The sequence below is a fragment of the Bradyrhizobium sp. USDA 4516 genome (assembly GCF_054055915.1).
This window is the reverse complement of sequence record NZ_JBSRXT010000001.1, coordinates 8,109,105-8,125,263: the sequence shown is the minus strand read 5'-3', so window position 1 is coordinate 8,125,263 and position 16,159 is coordinate 8,109,105. Positions and strand designations below refer to the sequence as shown.

The 16,159-nt window shown below is 65.7% G+C and carries 18 protein-coding genes and 1 tRNA gene; 13 read left to right on the top strand and 6 right to left on the bottom strand.

All coding sequences use genetic code 11. From position 1 onward, the window contains the following. Nucleotides 1–38: 38 nt before the first annotated feature. Nucleotides 39–818 (bottom strand): thermonuclease family protein, encoded by a 780-nt coding sequence (locus tag ACVI1L_RS37575; RefSeq protein ID WP_076831238.1) that lies wholly within the window; start codon nucleotides 816–818, stop codon nucleotides 39–41. Nucleotides 819–1,159: 341 nt separating this feature from the next. On the opposite strand from ACVI1L_RS37575, the gene ACVI1L_RS37570 reads away from it, so the two are divergent. From ACVI1L_RS37570 to ACVI1L_RS37555, 4 genes are all read left to right on the top strand, one after another. Further along, nucleotides 1,160–1,366: a hypothetical protein gene (locus ACVI1L_RS37570; protein WP_016840474.1), complete on the top strand. Its 207-nt coding sequence runs from the start codon at nucleotides 1,160–1,162 to the stop codon at nucleotides 1,364–1,366. A 197-nt stretch (nucleotides 1,367–1,563) separates the two neighbouring features. Beyond that, nucleotides 1,564–3,579 (top strand): acetyl-CoA carboxylase biotin carboxylase subunit, encoded by a 2,016-nt coding sequence (locus tag ACVI1L_RS37565; protein WP_456785141.1) that lies wholly within the window; start codon nucleotides 1,564–1,566, stop codon nucleotides 3,577–3,579. 106 nt (nucleotides 3,580–3,685) lie between these two features. Continuing rightward, entirely contained in the window at nucleotides 3,686–4,552 is an 867-nt protein-coding gene (locus ACVI1L_RS37560; RefSeq protein WP_253623764.1) for an isocitrate lyase/PEP mutase family protein, read from the top strand. Continuing rightward, complete coding sequence (locus tag ACVI1L_RS37555) at nucleotides 4,549–4,848, top strand: acylphosphatase (RefSeq protein WP_028336455.1); 300 nt, start codon at nucleotides 4,549–4,551, stop codon at nucleotides 4,846–4,848. Before ACVI1L_RS37560 ends, ACVI1L_RS37555 begins: the two co-directional genes overlap by 4 nt. A gap of 9 nt (nucleotides 4,849–4,857) precedes the next feature. Here ACVI1L_RS37555 and ACVI1L_RS37550 read toward each other — a convergent pair whose 3' ends face one another. Further along, nucleotides 4,858–5,670 (bottom strand): class I SAM-dependent methyltransferase, encoded by an 813-nt coding sequence (locus ACVI1L_RS37550; RefSeq protein WP_456785140.1) that lies wholly within the window; start codon nucleotides 5,668–5,670, stop codon nucleotides 4,858–4,860. Nucleotides 5,671–5,900: 230 nt separating this feature from the next. Here ACVI1L_RS37550 and ACVI1L_RS37545 point away from each other — a divergent pair, with 230 nt between their 5' ends. From ACVI1L_RS37545 to ACVI1L_RS37530, 4 genes are all read left to right on the top strand, one after another. After that, nucleotides 5,901–6,458: a GbsR/MarR family transcriptional regulator gene (locus ACVI1L_RS37545; protein ID WP_456785139.1), complete on the top strand. Its 558-nt coding sequence runs from the start codon at nucleotides 5,901–5,903 to the stop codon at nucleotides 6,456–6,458. Between the two features lie 26 nt (nucleotides 6,459–6,484). Continuing rightward, nucleotides 6,485–7,150: a DUF4166 domain-containing protein gene (locus tag ACVI1L_RS37540; RefSeq protein WP_057020859.1), complete on the top strand. Its 666-nt coding sequence runs from the start codon at nucleotides 6,485–6,487 to the stop codon at nucleotides 7,148–7,150. Then, the gene (locus ACVI1L_RS37535; protein WP_076831225.1) at nucleotides 7,147–8,583 is read left to right on the top strand and encodes a TIGR01777 family oxidoreductase; all 1,437 of its coding nucleotides are present in this window, start codon (nucleotides 7,147–7,149) and stop codon (nucleotides 8,581–8,583) included. Before ACVI1L_RS37540 ends, ACVI1L_RS37535 begins: the two co-directional genes overlap by 4 nt. Before the next feature lie 73 nt (nucleotides 8,584–8,656). Then, nucleotides 8,657–9,019, top strand: a complete 363-nt coding sequence (locus ACVI1L_RS37530) for a hypothetical protein (RefSeq protein ID WP_143271108.1) — start codon at nucleotides 8,657–8,659, stop codon at nucleotides 9,017–9,019. Nucleotides 9,020–9,037: 18 nt separating this feature from the next. Here the strand turns inward: ACVI1L_RS37530 and ACVI1L_RS37525 are convergent, their stop codons facing one another. Further along, nucleotides 9,038–9,895: a LysR family transcriptional regulator gene (locus tag ACVI1L_RS37525; RefSeq protein WP_456785658.1), complete on the bottom strand. Its 858-nt coding sequence runs from the start codon at nucleotides 9,893–9,895 to the stop codon at nucleotides 9,038–9,040. A 115-nt stretch (nucleotides 9,896–10,010) separates the two neighbouring features. Between ACVI1L_RS37525 and ACVI1L_RS37520 the strand changes: the two genes are divergently transcribed. After that, complete coding sequence (locus ACVI1L_RS37520; RefSeq protein ID WP_456785138.1) at nucleotides 10,011–10,436, top strand: tautomerase family protein; 426 nt, start codon at nucleotides 10,011–10,013, stop codon at nucleotides 10,434–10,436. Nucleotides 10,437–10,439: 3 nt separating this feature from the next. On the opposite strand, the gene lipB is transcribed toward ACVI1L_RS37520, so the two are convergent. Further along, nucleotides 10,440–11,168 (bottom strand): lipoyl(octanoyl) transferase LipB, encoded by a 729-nt coding sequence (gene lipB, locus ACVI1L_RS37515; protein ID WP_456785137.1) that lies wholly within the window; start codon nucleotides 11,166–11,168, stop codon nucleotides 10,440–10,442. A gap of 60 nt (nucleotides 11,169–11,228) precedes the next feature. Between lipB and ACVI1L_RS37510 the strand changes: the two genes are divergently transcribed. From ACVI1L_RS37510 to ACVI1L_RS37500, 3 genes are all read left to right on the top strand, one after another. After that, entirely contained in the window at nucleotides 11,229–11,474 is a 246-nt protein-coding gene (locus ACVI1L_RS37510) for a FliM/FliN family flagellar motor switch protein (RefSeq protein ID WP_076831216.1), read from the top strand. A 93-nt stretch (nucleotides 11,475–11,567) separates the two neighbouring features. Next, a tRNA-Leu gene (locus ACVI1L_RS37505) sits at nucleotides 11,568–11,652 on the top strand. Nucleotides 11,653–11,902: 250 nt separating this feature from the next. After that, on the top strand, nucleotides 11,903–12,277 hold the full coding sequence (locus ACVI1L_RS37500; protein WP_456785136.1) for a hypothetical protein: 375 nt from the start codon (nucleotides 11,903–11,905) through the stop codon (nucleotides 12,275–12,277). Between the two features lie 6 nt (nucleotides 12,278–12,283). Here the strand turns inward: ACVI1L_RS37500 and ACVI1L_RS37495 are convergent, their stop codons facing one another. Both ACVI1L_RS37495 and ACVI1L_RS37490 read right to left on the bottom strand, forming a co-directional pair. After that, complete coding sequence (locus tag ACVI1L_RS37495; RefSeq protein WP_456785135.1) at nucleotides 12,284–13,660, bottom strand: polysaccharide deacetylase family protein; 1,377 nt, start codon at nucleotides 13,658–13,660, stop codon at nucleotides 12,284–12,286. A 96-nt stretch (nucleotides 13,661–13,756) separates the two neighbouring features. Next, nucleotides 13,757–14,572: a polysaccharide deacetylase family protein gene (locus tag ACVI1L_RS37490; RefSeq protein WP_456785134.1), complete on the bottom strand. Its 816-nt coding sequence runs from the start codon at nucleotides 14,570–14,572 to the stop codon at nucleotides 13,757–13,759. Between the two features lie 84 nt (nucleotides 14,573–14,656). Between ACVI1L_RS37490 and mgtE the strand changes: the two genes are divergently transcribed. Continuing rightward, a complete protein-coding gene (mgtE, locus tag ACVI1L_RS37485; protein WP_456785133.1) occupies nucleotides 14,657–16,078 on the top strand; it encodes a magnesium transporter in 1,422 nt (473 codons plus the stop codon). Nucleotides 16,079–16,159: the final 81 nt, after the last annotated feature.

The following is a 16,159-nucleotide window of genomic DNA, read 5'->3' as shown; positions in this document are numbered from 1 at the left end:
CTTCGCGCCCCGGAATGACGATGCAATCCACGAGCTCTTCATTTGCTCTTGGGCGGCCGGCAATTATAGGCCCGGCGGAACCCGGCGGCCTGTGCATCTTCCTCGGAGCAGAACCAGCGATCCGGATTGCCGAGGCCCGGGTAACTGCGGCACGCCTGCAGGTGGTAGATGCCGACATTGCCGGTGACGCGGGCGCGCACGGCGTATTTGCCCTTGATGTTGCAGCTGGCCGGCATCGGCAGGTCGTCGGGGAAGAGCACATTGCGAATCTGCGTGTCACGGTCGGCGGGGCAGGCGTTGCCGAGCAGGGCGCCATCCTTCCTGGCCGTACGAAAATCGCGCGGCGCCACGAAGCAGCCCTTCCAGAGCCCGGCGCGATTGTCCTTGGCGGTGGCTTCATCCGGCTTGAATCGGCCAGTGGCCGACCCCTCGACATTGAGAGCATAGCCCTTCTGGACCAGCACCTGGCTGAGGCTGGTCGGGTCACCCTCGATCTTGCAGACGCCGAGGCGGCGCTTCTTGAAGGTCGGATCGACGCCGATATCGTCGCAATGAATTGGCTTGCCGCCGATCAGCCTGGTCAGCTGGTCGCGCGCCTCGATCCCGCAAGTCCAGGCGTCGGCGTGCTCGTCGATGCAGAGCTGATCGACCGCCGGCGCGTCGATGCCGTCGAGCCGATAGGTCGTGTTGCCGAGCTGAACGGTGCCGGCGTCCTTGATGACCGCAGTGGCCGTGGGGCCTGCGGTTGCAGTCGGGCTGGTGGTTGCAGACAGGAAGGCCAGGAGAAGCGTCGTGGCGACCGGATTTCGAAACCGCATTTTCTCAACTTCAGATCTTTGGCGGGCAGCCGAACTTCTAGCACAAGCCGGTACGATCCAACCAAGGACTGTTCGCGAGCGGGGCGTGCGAACCGTCACATCCCGATCGGCATTCCGTGGCGCAGAACGGCCGGACATTGCCATTGAAGGGATGCGCATGGGCGAGTTTCGTTATCAACGTCCTCCGCCGAAATCGTCACCGGCATTTGGAGCCTGCAATGCTTCGCGCACTGGCGGCAGAAGAGAAAGACGGCCCAGGAGGCCGCGCCCGATCAAAGATCCGATTGACTTGATGAGAACAAAATAGGAACATGATGCACCACCTGAATCCCGGATACCCCATGATGTCTGCACGGCCCGAATCTGACGACGATGACGGGCTGGAAGCCGCTGTCGATCAGGCCATTTCCGCCTGCGGCGGGAATTTGCGCGCCACCATCCGGGCGCTGATCGTGGCCAATGAATTCCTGGAGAACGAGGTCAGCGAGCTAATGAAGGCCGTCGCGAAGGCTCATTCGCGTGGCCGCTTCAAGACCTATTCGGGCTGAAATACCGATCGGGCTACCGCCGAGGACTGACCTTGGACTGGCCGGGCAGTGGGCAGGGTCTGCATTAGACCGTTGCCTCAGGGGCAATTTGCTGTACCAACGGAGTGGTTACGCCCAATCGCCCGTGCCAGATTGCGCGGGGAGGAATCCTGCCAAATGGACAATTCGAAGTCCGAAAAAGCCCAAGCAAGAAGAGCATGTTCAAACGAATCCTGATCGCCAACCGCGGCGAGATCGCCTGCCGGGTCATCAAGACTGCGCGCCGTATGGGGATTGAGACGGTCGCCGTCTATTCCGAGGCCGACCGCGACGCGCTGCATGTCGAGATGGCCGATGAGGCCGTGCTGATCGGACCGCCCGCCGCGGCCGAGAGCTATCTTTTGATCGACAAGATCGTCGAGGCCTGCCGCAAGACCGGCGCGCAGGCGGTGCATCCCGGTTACGGCTTCCTGTCCGAGCGCGAGGCGTTTCCGCGCGCGCTGGAAGCCGCCGGCATCGTCTTCATCGGTCCGAACCCCGGCGCCATCGCCGCGATGGGCGACAAGATCGAATCCAAGAAGGCCGCGGCGAAGGCGAAGGTTTCGACCGTGCCGGGTCATCTCGGGGTCATCGAGGACGACAAGCACGCCGTCCAGATCGCCGACGAGATCGGCTACCCCGTGATGATCAAGGCCTCCGCCGGCGGCGGCGGCAAGGGCATGCGCATCGCGCATTCGAAGGCGGAGGTCGCCGAAGGCTTCAACCTCGCCAAGGCCGAGGCGAAGTCGTCGTTCGGCGACGACCGCGTCTTCATCGAGAAATTCATCGTCGATCCCCGGCACATCGAGATCCAGGTGCTCGGCGACAAGCATGGCAATGTGATCTATCTCGGCGAGCGCGAGTGCTCGATCCAGCGCCGCAACCAGAAGGTCATCGAGGAGGCGCCGTCGCCGCTGCTCGACGAGACCACCCGCCGCAAGATGGGCGAGCAGGCCGTCGCGCTGGCGAAGGCCGTGAACTACGATTCGGCCGGCACCGTGGAATTCGTCGCCGGCCAGGACAAGAGCTTCTACTTCCTGGAGATGAACACCCGCCTGCAGGTCGAGCATCCCGTCACCGAATTGATCACCGGCATCGATCTCGTCGAGCAGATGATCCGCGTCGCCGCCGGCGAGAAGCTCGCGATCGCGCAGAAGGACGTGACGCTGACCGGCTGGGCGGTGGAATCCCGCGTCTATGCCGAGGATCCGTTCCGCAACTTCCTGCCGTCGATCGGGCGCCTGGTGAAATACCGTCCGCCGGCCGAGGCCAGCCATGACGGCATCACGATCCGCAACGACACCGGCGTGCAGGAAGGCGGCGAGATTTCGATCCATTACGATCCGATGATCGCCAAGCTCGTCACCCACGCCCCGTCGCGCGCCGCGGCGATCGAGGCGCAGGCGACCGCGCTCGACGCCTTCTATGTCGACGGCATCCGGCACAACATTCCGTTCCTGTCGGCCTTGATGAACCATCCGCGCTGGCGCGAGGGCCGGCTGTCGACCGGCTTCATTGCGGAGGAATTCCCGAAAGGGTTTTCGGCGCGCGCGCCCGAGGGCGAGATCGCGCGGCGGCTGGCCGCGGTCGGTGCCGCCATCGATCACGTGCTGGGCGAGCGCAAGCGGCAGATCTCCGGCCAGATGGGCGGCCGCGTGGTGCTGCGCGAGCGCCGCCGCGCGGTGTGGCTCGACCGCGCCGAGATCGCGCTCGATGTCGCCCGCGAGGGTGACGCCATCGCGGTGCGCTTCATTGCCGCCGACGGGCTCCCTGGCAATCCGCACAATCTGGTGTCGGGCTGGGTGCCGGGCGATCCGGTTTGGCAGGGCACCATCGACGGCAACTTCGTCGCCGTGCAGGTGCGGGCGATCAACAACGGCTTCCGCCTCGCGCATCAGGGTTTTGAGATCCCGGTCTATGTTTTCACCGAGACCGAGGCGACCTCGGCGCGGTTGATGCCGGTGGTCTCGGCCGCCGACACCGGCAAGAAGTTGCTGTGCCCGATGCCTGGTCTCGTGGTGTCGATCGCGGTGACCGAGGGGCAGGAGATCAAGGCCGGCGAGACCCTGGCGGTGGTCGAAGCCATGAAGATGCAGAACGTGCTGCGCGCCGAGCGTGACGGCACGGTCAAGAAGATCCACGCCGCCGCCGGCGCCACGCTCGCGGTCGACGCGCTGATCCTGGAGTTCGCTTAGCACCGTCATTGCGAGCGCCAGCGAAGTAATCCATCTAGCCTCATATGATGAGAGATGGATTGCTTCGTCGCTTTGCTCCTCGCAATGACGTGGATGGAGACACATCATGGCCTTCCGCAAACGCCGCGAAGCCCTGCGATCGATACTCACCGGATCGATCTGCATCCGCCCGGGCTCGGTCTATGACGCGACCTCGATCCGGATTGCGGAGGATCTCGGCTTCGAGCTCGGCATGTTCGGCGGCTCGGTGGCGTCGCTCGCCGTGCTCGGCGATCCCGATATTGCGCTGATCACGCTGACCGAATTCGCCGAGCAGATACGCCGCATGTCGCGTGCGTCGACGCTGCCGGTGCTGGTCGATGCCGACCACGGTTACGGCAACGCGCTCAATGTCCGCCGCACGGTTCAGGAGGTGGAGGCCGCCGGCGCGGCCGGCCTCACCATCGAGGACACGCTGCTGCCGCAGGTGTTCGGCCAGGCCAAGACCCAGCTGATCTCGCTGGAGGAAGGCGTCGGCAAGATGAAGGCGGCGCTTGACGGCCGCAGCGATCCGTCGCTCGTCATCCTGGGCCGGACCGGTGCCGTCTCGATCACCGGTCTCGACGATGCGATCGCACGCGCCAGGGCCTATGAGGCGGTCGGCGTCGATGGCTTGTTCTTCACCGGCATCAAATCGCGTGGCGAGTTGGAGGCGCTCTCGGCCGCGACGACGCTGCCGATCGTGCTCGGCGGCGCGCCGGAGGAGATGACCGCGCTCGACTATCTGGCAAGCCGGCGCGTCAGGATCGCGCTGCAAGGCCACGCGCCATTCGCGGCCGCAACCCAGGCCGTCTACGAGACGCTGAAGGCGCTGCGCGAAGGCACCTCGCCGAAGAACCTCAAGGGTATCGCCTCGTCCGAACTGACCGGCCGCGTCATGCGCGAGGCGGAGACCAAGGCGCGCAGCGGCGAGTTCCTCGGTCTGAAGAAATGAGCGGCGTGATCCGCCACGTCACCATCAGCGGCCGCGTCCAGGGTGTCGGCTATCGCGCCTGGGTCGACGAGCAGGCAAACGCACGCGGCCTCGAAGGCTGGGTCCGCAACCGCCGCGACGGCAGCGTCGAGGCGGTATTCGCCGGTCCCGACGACGTCGTCACTGAAATGATCACGGCATGTGGCCGCGGTCCGTTCTCGGCGCGCGTCGCTGCCGTGCACGCCGCATCTGGCAATTCCGATCTTTTGAACCAGCGCCGGGCAGGGGAGCGGTTCTCGGTCCTGCCCACGATCTGAAGCGCGTCGTTACGCGGCCGCTGAGATCACCAGCGCCTGAATCCGGCCTTCGATCGCGCCGCTGCCGAAGCGGCGCGCAACGGCCGATGCGGCGTGCTCGGTCGCCGCATCAAGGCCGATACCGCCGCGCGCCTCGATCTCGCCACGCAACGGTGATCCCTGGCAAAAGCCGATCGCAGGATCATGAGGCGCATTGGCCCGGCTTTGCAGCCGAACGTCGTCGATTTCGATCTTGCTGAAGCCCGCGAGTGCAAGGTCGGCCCGGATCGGGTCGGCCGCGTAGTGGCCATAAGGCGTGCGCGCCAGGAAGCGCGGCGGATCGGCCGGAAAGACCTCCGCCAATGCCTGGGTCACCACATCGGCAAACTCGTTGTCTTCGATGCGACCCCACATGCTGAACAGGAAACGGCCGCCCGGCTTCAGCACGCGGCGCGCCTCCGAATAACCCTTGGGCTTGTCGGGGAAGAACATCGCGCCGAATTGGCAGGCGACGACGTCGAAGCTCGCATTGTCGAACGGCAGGTTCAGTGCATCGGCCTGCCGCCAGGTGATTGCGGTCCCGCTCGGCATCTGTGACTTCGCTCGTTCGAGCATCGGCTCATTCAGGTCGGTCGCCACGATCCTGGTGTCGCTGCCGAGCGCGGACGACAGCGCGCGGGTGACGGCGCCGGTGCCGGCTGCCGTCTCAAGCAGGTCGCCCGGGCCAAGAGCCTTGGCGCGTTGCGCCAGATCGCGTGCGTAGGGTTCGAAAATCATCGGCACGAGGAGCCGGTCGTAAAGCTCTGGAATGGATCCAACGAACTCCTTGTCGGACGCTGGCATGCGCAATCTCCCTTGCGGCCGCGACGCCGGGCAACCCGGCGCACGGCCCATCATCCACGCGGATCAGCTTGGACGAAGAGCTCGGGGGCCACAAAGGAAAACTCCTCACCTCCGATGCAGGGCATTCGCCGAGGCGCCGGATAGGTCAGGAGACCTGCCATGTCTCGTGCGCCGTCGTGGACAGCACGGCCAGCCTTGACTTCTGCTCCGAACCGTCTGATATTTCTGTTATGACAGAAATATCCGCCAAGAAAAAACTTCCCGCCGTCGTCGAGCGCTTCATCCTGCATTGGGGCGACATGGGCGACGAATGGGGTGTCAACCGTTCGGTCAGCCAGATCCACGGGTTGCTCTACCTTGCCGAAGCGCCGATGACGGCGGAAGACATCGCCGACACCCTCGGCATGGCGCGCTCCAACGTTTCCAACTCGATCAAGGAGCTGTTGTCCTGGGGATTGATCCGGCGGGTGCCGATCCTTGGCGATCGCCGCGACCACTTCGAGGCCGAGACCGACATCTGGGAGGTCGCGGCCAGGATCGCGGCGGGACGCAAGGAGCGCGAGATCGATCCCGCGCTCGCAGCGCTGCGCGCCTGCGTCTCCGACGCGGCCGACGATCCCGCGATCAGCCCGCTCGCGAGCAAGCGGCTGAAGGAGATGCTGACATTCACCGAGCTGGTCGACCGCTGGTACACGCAGATGCTGAACGTGCCGCGGCCGCGCCTGGTCGCGCTGATCAAGCTCGGCGAGAAGATCGTGAGTTTCCTGCCCACGGGCAGGGCCAAATAAAGGCGGCGGCGTAACGGGAGTGTGCGATGGCGTCAGCAAGGATATCCACCTTAAAGACAGCGCCGGCTTCCGATACAAAGCTGCTCGACGACCACCGCTTCCGCGCATTGCTGTCGGACGAGGATTGGGGCCGCCTGCCGGTTGCGATCTGGCGGCGCTTCTCGAAACGGTTCGAGGACGGCAACACCGTCGTCTATGTCGGCGAGGTCGAGGAGGCGGCGTGCAGCCGCATCGGCTGGTGGCTGGCGCAGGCCGCACGGCTGATCGGCGGACCGTTCCCGACCGGCACCGAAACGCGCGTGCCGATGATCGTCACCGTCACCGAGGACGCGGCAAGCGGCGGCCAGGTCTGGACCCGCATCTGCGCGCGCCGCGACGGCTTCCCGCAGGTGATTCATTCCGCCAAGCGCTTTGCCGGTTCGACCGGGCTCGAGGAATATGTCGGCTTCGGCGTCAGCATGGCGCTGCGGATCGCGGTCGAGCACGAGGCGCTGGTGTTCCGCAGCGTCGGCTATTCGCTGCAACTCGGCACGTTTCGCCTGCCGCTGCCCGAATGGCTCACGCCGGGCGATCTCACCGTGACCCATTCCGATCTCGGCTGCGGTGACTTCCGCTTCACGCTGGAGATCATCCACCCGCGTTTCGGCCGGCTGATCCGTCAGTCCGCCGTGTTCAGGGAGGCCACGCCATGACGCCGCTGCTTTGGACGCTTGTCGCCATCCAGATTGCGATGGGCGCATTCGATACGTTCTATCACCACGAATTCACCGAGCGGCTGGCCTGGCGTCCCTCGCAGCGCCACGAGCTGCAGCTGCACAGCGTGCGCAACATGCTCTATGCGCTGCTGTTCCTCGTGCTCGGCTGGCTGCAAGTGCACGGCATCCTTGCGATCGCGATCATGGCCGTCCTCGTCGTCGAGGTCGTCATCACCTTGATGGATTTCGTCGAGGAGGATCTGAGCCGAAAGCTGCCACCGAGCGAGCGGATCAATCACACGCTGCTGGCGATCAATTACGGCGCCATCCTCGTGCTGCTGGTGCCGGTCCTGATCGGCTGGGCGATGCTGCCGACCGCCGTCGCGCCGGCCTATGCGGGTCCGTTAAGTCTGTTCGCGACGGCTGCGGCCTTCGGCGTCGCGCTGTTCGGCGCGCGCGACTTTGCCGCGACGAGGCGCCTCGGACGGTTGGCCAGCGTGCCGGCCGCGACGCTGGTCGAGAAATTGCCGGCGCGGCAGACCGTGCTGGTCACCGGCGCTACCGGCTTCATCGGCAGCCGCCTGGTCGCGAGCCTTACCGCATCCGGCCATCAGGTGATTGCGTTGATCCGAAATCCGGCAAAGGCCGACATGCTGCCGCCGCCGGTGACGCTGGTCACGAGCCTCGACCAATTGCCCGCCGACTACGGGATCGACGCCATCGTCAATCTCGCGGGCGAGCCGATCGGCAACGGCCTCTGGACCGAGGCCAAGCGCCGCAAGATCATCGCCTCACGTATCGACATGACGTCTGACGTGATCAAGCTGATCGCGCGCCTCGAACGCAAGCCGTCGGTACTCGTGAGCGGCTCCGCGATCGGCTGGTACGGGCTCTGGCAGGACCAGGTGCTGACGGAGTCGGCGAAATCCCACGCCTGCTTCAGTCACGAATTGTGCGAGGCCTGGGAGAATGCGGCGAAGCCGGCCGCGGATCACGGCGTGCGCGTGGCATATTTGCGCATCGGTCTCGTGGTCGGCATCGATGGCGGCTTCATCACGCGGATGCTGACGCCGTTCGAGTTCGGCCTCGGCGGCCCGCTCGGCTCGGGCAAGCAGTGGATGTCGTGGATCGAACGCGACGACCTCGTGCGCCTGATCGCGCATGTGATTGCGAGACCTGAACTGTCCGGTCCTGTCAACGCGACCGCGCCGATCCCGGTGACCAACATGAAATTCACCGAGGAGCTCGGACGCCGTCTGCACCGGCCGGCGATCTTCCGCGTGCCGGCGGCGCTGCTCCGCGCCGTTGGCGGCGATTTCGCCGACGAGCTCTTGCTCGGCGGCCAGCGCGTGCTGCCGAACAAGGCGCTGAGCAACGGCTTTGTGTTCCGACACGAAACCTTGCGCAGCGCGTTCGATGCGATCCTGTGAGGAGGCCTCGATGTGCAGCACCTGTTCCCGTGCATTCGGAGGTTGGCTTGCGGGCTGTGGCGCGGCGACTGCGGTGATTTCCGCCGTCGGTCAGACCATTGTGATGATGACGTCGCACGGCGATGTCGCGCGGCTGCTCTACGGCATCGTCGTGATGCTGCTTCCGTCGGCCGCGATCTTCGTCATCACTTGTCTGCTCACAGCGATTCCCACGGCGATCGTCGTCTGGTTCACCGAGGAGTTCCATATCCGAGCCGCGGGATTTTTCGCCTGCGCAGGCGCGGCGATCGGTGCGTTGAGCATCACTGTCCTTCTACGATCCCCGGCTGTCTGGACATCCGGACTGGTTTGCCTGTTCGTCGTGGCCGGGTTTGTCGCCGGCCTGACCTACTGGTTCGTCATGTGCGAACTGGCGGCAGGCGAAGACTCGATGTGAACCGCTACGATGTTCAACCTATGACGCAGACGCCACGCTCCGAAACGTCGCGGCCAGCGTCCTGAGTGCCGCGAGCTTGGCGGGATCGCTGACTTTCGAATGCAGCATCACCTTCGACGTGCCGAGCCGCGGCAGCTTGTGGGCAGGGCCGATATCGACCAGGCCCGGCGGCGCGATGCGGCGGACGAGGGGCGCGACGGCAAGCCCTGCAAGCGCGGCCGCCACCACCGCGGTGACGCCGCCGCCGACGAAGCTTTCGGTCCAGGCGATGCCGGCCTTGTCAAGCGCGCGCACGGCGAGGGCGCGCACGCCGCAGGGCGGCGCCAGGGTCGCGAGCGGCAGCGCATCGCCGCGCGGCCAGACGAAGCGTTTGGCGGCGAACCAGCCGAATTCGTCCTCGGTCAGCTTCTCGCCGCCGCGCCGGCTGCCTTCCTGGCGCACGATCACGGCGTCGAGCTCGCCGCCATCATAAGCGTCGAGCATTTCGCGCGAGAAGCCGATGGTCACGGAGAGGGCAAGCTGGGAGGCCATCGCGTGCAGCCGCTCCAGCAGCGGCACCAGCTCCGGGCCCGCGGCGTGGTCGCTGATCCCGAGCGTGAGTTGCTGCCGCGCCGGTTTCTCGCCGGCCAGCGCGCGATCATGCACCTCGATCAGCGCGCGGGCGTGCTGCAGGAAGGCCGCGCCGTCGGCGGTCAGCCGCACCGCGCGCGGCGAGCGCTCGACCAGCCGCTTGCCCAGCACCGTTTCGAGCCGCTGCAACTTCATGCTGATCGCCGCTTGCGTGGTGCCAAGCGCCTCGGCGGCGCGGGTGAAGCCTTGCAGCTCGGCGACGAGGAGGAAGGCCTGCACGGTGTCGATATCGAGCGTGGTGGTCATGATCAAGGATTATTATCATTGCTATCAATCTAGATAAGATACCAAGATGATGCGCGAAGGTCTAGCTAGAGGAGGCGCAATTGACCCGCGCCAACCGAATTCAAGGAGACCGATCATGCCGCTCATCACCGTCACCTACGCGACCTCGCGCGAGAGGCCGTCGCTGAAGTCCGACATCGCCGCCGCCGCGTCGGACCTGACCGCACGGATTCTGCACAAGGATCCGAAGGTCACCGCTGTTATCGTGAAGTCGGCCGATGCCGGCGACTGGTTCGCAGGCGGCAAGTCGCTCGCCGAGCAGGGGCTTGCAAGCTACTGGCTCGACATCCACGTCACCGAGGGCACTAACACCAAGGACGAGAAGGCGGCCTATCTCGCGGCGCTGTTCAAGCGGATGGGCGAATTGCTCGGGCCGCTGCATACCGAGAGCTACGCCCATGTCGACGAGGTGAAGGGCGACGCCTACGGCTTCGGCGGCCTTACCCAGGAGCGCCGCTACATCGCCGGCAAGCTCGAGGTCGCGCCGCAGAAGGCGGCGTGAAGCCTATGACGTCGCTTCCGGCAGGCGCGCTGCGGTGTCGCCGAACACCTCGGCGAATGCCTGCCGGAGCGCGATGTCGACATCGGCCATCGTGACCGGCAGTCCGAGATCGAGCAGCGAGGTGACGCCGTAGCGCGGATCGACCACGCCGCAGGGCACGATGGCCTGGAAGTGCGCAAGATCAGGCTCGACATTGATCGCGATGCCGTGGAACGAGACCCAGCGGCGCAGCCGCACGCCGATCGCGGCGATCTTGTCCTCATAGCCCGGTCCCTTGTCCGGGCGCCGGACCCAGACCCCGACGCGGTCCTCGCGGCGCTCGCCGCGGACGTTGAAGGCGGCCAGCGTGCGGATGATCCATTCCTCCAGCGAAGCGACATAGGCGCGCACATCGGGCCGGCGCCGCTTGAGGTCGAGCATCACATAGGCGACGCGCTGGCCCGGGCCGTGATAGGTGACCTGGCCGCCGCGGCCGCTCTGGAAGGTCGGAAAGCGCGGCGCGAGCAAATCGTCGGCCTTGCCGCTGGTGCCGGAGGTATAGAGCGGCGGGTGCTCCAGCAGCCATACCAGTTCGGGGGCCGCGCCCGTCGCGATCTTCACTACCCGCTCGTCCATTGCGGCGAGCGAATCGAGGTAGGGCACCGCGCGGTCGGAAATCCGCCATTCGACCGCTTCGCCGCCCGAAGGGCGCGCAAAGGTCGTCAAATCGAGGCTCTGGCGGTCGTTAACCATTAGCTAACCCTAACGTGGTCAGGTGAACCCACAATCTAGTTCCCGTTCGGCGGTTCAGAAGTGCCCACCCTCGATAAAGTCAGCGTTGATCTCATGGTGGTCCTCGGCACCACCACGATGCCGATTCACCAGGTCATGCGGCTGTCCCGCGGCGCCATCATCGAACTGGATGCCACCGAGGCCGACGAGGTCAAGATCCTCGCCAACAACCTGCCGGTGGCCAGCGGCGTGGTCCTGGTCGACCGCAACCGGATTGCCGTCGAGGTCAAGCAGATGCTGCCGAAATCTCCCGGGGTTCGCGGCTAATTCCCGCATTAATCGCCTTGTCCCTGCATCCGTGATTTGTTACATGGCCCCGTCGATCCGGCGGTGCCTTCGGGGTTCCATCCGGTATCCCAAGCGCTCGTGGCGGAATTGGTAGACGCGCTGCCTTGAGGTGGCAGTGGGTAACACCGTGGGGGTTCGAGTCCCTCCGAGCGCACCACACCTCAGCTGATCCTTGAAATCGCTGGACTTTTCGGAGCGTGGCCGCTCGCCGGCTATACCGGCCCGTGCCTCCGGGGGCAGGTCCGACGAGTGCAGGCGGGTGACGTGGAGGTGCAGGTCGATGCGGTCATGTAACACCGGTCAGGTAGATTCGCGGATGCATGGCCTTACCGGTTTGGTGTTGCCGACCGAAGCCGACCGCTTTCCCCCAATCGCGCGGCTGCAAGCTTGCCTTACCGGAGCGCCTGATGATCTTTGCGAGCTACGCCTACCGTGTGGTCTCCAACTTCGTGTTCCTGGGGCTGGTCTATTTCACGCTGAACCTTCTGGAGAAGTACGAGCAGCGCGCGACGGTCGCAATTCTGGTCCTGGTCTATGCGGCGATGCACGCCTTTTCCGGCCTGCGCTCGTTCTATTTCTTCCAGCGCATCGAGCGCCTGGAGGGTGAGACGCGGCGGCTCGCCGCGGCGGCCGGCGAGGGGCCAAATGGTGTCGCCTCGCGCAGGCAGATCGTCGCCGATGTCACCGTGCTCAGGCATGCTGGCGAGATCAAATCCTATATCGATATCTTCTTCCTGGCGCTGGTGATCCTGCTCTGCGTCGCCAAGATCCTGGCCAGCTAAATCACGTCAATCAGGCACGCGCCTGCCAGCCGACGCCTCGGCGCGCGGCGCGCGCTTCTTCACATTATTGGCGACGTGGACTGACGCGTTGTCGGCAGCCGGCGGCGCGACATGCAAGGGCGCGCCGTGGCCTCGGCCGTGCGCCGGGGCGGGCCCCTGATGCGCAGCCTGCTTCGGATGCCTGGCCTGGCGCGCGGAGAACGCCTGCGCGCGCGATACGCCAACGCCAATTGTCGCACGCTGCACGAGGCGGCGATTGGCCGCCGATCGGGCTGCGAGCAGGGTCAGGTCGAGCGCTTCGGGAACGCGGAACACGTCGGGCGCCGGGACCGGCAATGTCGGGACGGATGCGAACCGCGCAAGCTGGGGCTGCGGCCACAGCGTGCGGACGGGCATCGCGACCCGGGTGCGCTGTGCGTGGTCGAGGATGTCGGCATCGCGCCAATCCATGTCGGCAAGCACCGGGGCAGGCAGCGTCCGCGTCGCGGTGAAGACGAAGTTCGGAATCCTGGGCCAGCGCGTGGTCGCCACCGTCTCGGTCGGCGGATGCAGATACCATTGCTGCGGCTGGGTCGGCGTCGCCGGGCGATCGGGCGTTGCGGGCACGACATGAACGATCCGGTAGCCGCGCTCCTTCAGCGTGTTGAGGATGCGCGGCAGCGCCGCAACGGTGCGCGGCTGGATGTCGTGCAGCAGCAGGATGCCCTTGCGCTTGGCTTCGATCCGCTGGATCGCGAGGTCATAGACCCGCTGCGGCGAGATGTGACGCCAGTCGTCCGCGGGGAAGTCGGCGCTCCAGACCTGGATGCCCTGGGACGCCAGATAGGTCTCCGGGATCTCGGCGCGCATCAGGCCGGGAATCCGGAAGAACGGCGCGAGCTTGCTCTTGTCGCCATTGAGGGCTGCGATCGTCGAGGCAATGCCGTCGTCGACCTCCTGCCGCACCTTCTCGAGCGACATCTTGTTCATCGTCAGCGGATGGTTCTGGCTGTGCGTGCCGACGGTATGTCCGGCCGCGATCAGCTTGCGCACGCCCTCCGGATTGAACCGGGCCTGGGAGCCGATGGTGAAGAAGGTCGCCTTGACGCACTGGCTGGCGAGAATGGCCAGCACCTGGTTGCTATATTTAGGTAGCGGCCCGTCGTCGAAGGTCAGCACCACTTCGTGATCGGCGAGCGGCAAGGTCTCCGGGTACTGCATGGTGCCGATCCGGGGATGCTCCTTGGGATCGACGACGAGGGTCCGCGAGGTGCCGAGTGCGTTGGGGTTAGGGCAGTCTGCGGCGAGGGCGGCGTACGGCGTCATCAAGCCGCAGCCCAGCAGCGCCGCGCGGACCACGGTCCGCGACCGCTTCCGGATCATCACCAAGACGTTTGCAATCATCGAATCTCGGCCGCATTCCAAACGCACTGACGAATCCTTAGGTGCGGCGCCATGAATGCCGCCTTAACGGTCTGTAATCCACCTAGCGTCCCGGGTTCAATGTGTCCGGTCGGACACGGTTTTCAGCGCCGCCGGGACGATGTGGACGACGTGGTATTTATGCTCCTGCAGGTACCTCAAGAAGGCGGGCAGCATCTCGGCTGTCCGCATTTGCGGGTCATGCAGCAGTATAATTCCCTTGCGGTGGCCTTCGAGCCGCCCGGTGAGCAGCTTGAGTTCCTCCTCGGGGGTCATCTTGTTCCAATCGCTGGCCCAGAAATCGGCTCCGAACACCGCGATACCGCGCTTTTCCAGATGGTCCAGCAGGGCGGGTGTCGATTCGAAATAGGGGAACCGGAAGAATGGCGTGCTCGGGACCGTGCTTGCGGTGCCGCGCAGGGCCTTCTGGACCGCTTCGATCCCCCGGTTGATGTTCGCCTCGGCCTGATCCAGCGGGAGCTTGTTGAGATGCGGATGGTCCCAGCTGTGATAGCCGATGCTGTGGCCGAGGCGCGCGATCTTGCGGACCATATCGGGATGATCGGCCGCGTTGCGGCCGACCATGAAGAAGGTTGCCTGCACGCATTCGGCCGCCAGCGCCGTCAGCACCTTGTCGGTGACCCCCGGCGTCGGTCCGTCGTCGAAGGTCAGCACGATCTCGCCATCCCTGAGCGGCAGGGTCTGCGGAAAGCTCTTCAACCCGACGCGCGGATAGGTCGCAGGGTCGACCTCGAGCACACGTGAGGTACCGAGCGCGTCCTTGCGCTGGCATTCGGCGGCGTGCGCCGAGCCGAACAGTGCAACAGGCGCGAGCGCGACCAGCGCCGCGAAAGCCTTCCGGAGCGGTCGCGGTGCGCTCGACATCTTTCTCATTGCACTGGGCCCCACCGATTAGGTAATCCGTTCCGCACTCATCCAACCAGTTTTTCCCCTCCTGTCAAACCGGCGAAACACGGCATGGCCGAGAATTTCGACGTTGCCGAACCCGCCGAGGCCGATCCGCTGGCCCGGATGCCGATGTGGGACGAGGAGGGCGAGCTCCGCGGCGAATTCGTCGCGGCGATCACCCGGGCCATCCACGCCGCCGACCGGCCGTTGCTGTGCGAGGTGGTGGCGGAACTGCACGAGGCCGATCTCGGCGACCTGATCGCGGCGCTGGAGCCGGACGACCGCGTCACCCTGGTCGAGATCACCGGCACCGATTTCGACTTCTCGGCGCTCAACGAAGTCGACGAGACCGTCCGCGAGGAGATCCTCGAGGAACTCGAGCCGGAGACGGTTGCCGAGGGCGTCCGCGAGCTCGAATCTGACGACGCCGTCGAGCTCCTGGAGAGTCTCGACGAGGAGGACCAGGAAGAGATCCTGGAGAAGCTGCCAGCGGCCGAGCGCGAGGACATCGAGCGCAGTCTGCTGTACCCGGAGAATTCCGCCGGCCGGCGGATGCAGACCGAGTTCATCGCGGTGCCGCCAGATTGGAATGTCGGGCAGGCGATCGACTACATGCGCGACACGCCGGACCTGCCGGATCGCTTCTACGAAATCTATGTGGTCGATGCCGACAAGCACCTGCTCGGCGCCGTGCCGCTCGACGTGCTGCTGCGCGCGCGCCGCCCGGTCCCGATCAAGGACCTGCTCGACGAGGACCGTCGCCGGGTTTCCGCGCTGGAAGACCAGGAAGAGGTCGCGCGGATGTTCGGCAAGTACAACCTGGTCGCAGCTCCCGTGGTTGACACCATCGACCGGCTGGTCGGCGTGATCACCATCGACGACGTCGTCGACGTGATCGAGGAGGAGGCAGACGAAGACTTGAAGGCGCTCGGCGGCGTCACCAGCGACGAAGAGCTGTCCGACACGGTGTGGACCATCGCCCGCGGCCGCTTCAACTGGCTCCTGGTCAATCTCGCCACCGCATTCCTGGCCTCGTCGGTGCTCGGTCTGTTCGAGGGCCAGCTCGAGAAGATGGTGGCGCTCGCGGTGCTGGCGCCGATCGTGGCGAGCCAGGGCGGCAATGCCGCGACCCAGACCATGACGGTCGCGGTGCGCGCGCTCGCCACCCGCGAGCTCGGCCCGTACAACGCGATGCGGGTGGTGCTGCGCGAGACCATGGTCGGGCTCGTCAACGGCATCGCCTTTGCCGTCATCACCGGCGTCGCCGCGGTGGCGTGGTTCAAGATCCCCGGCCTCGGCATCGTGATCGGGCTTGCGATCATCTGCAATCTGGTCGCCGGCGCGCTCGGCGGCATCCTGATCCCGATGGTGCTGGAACGGGTGCGGGCCGACCCCGCGGTCGCCTCCGGCACCTTCGTCACCACCGTCACCGACGTGGTCGGCTTCTTCTCGTTCCTCGGCATCGCCACGCTGTGGTTCGGCCTCAAGTAACGCGCTCGCGGGCAGGGCGGCGCATGGTTCGGGCGCGAGCCGCGCCGGGCCGCTTATCGTTAATCCGAACTTAACGCGCTT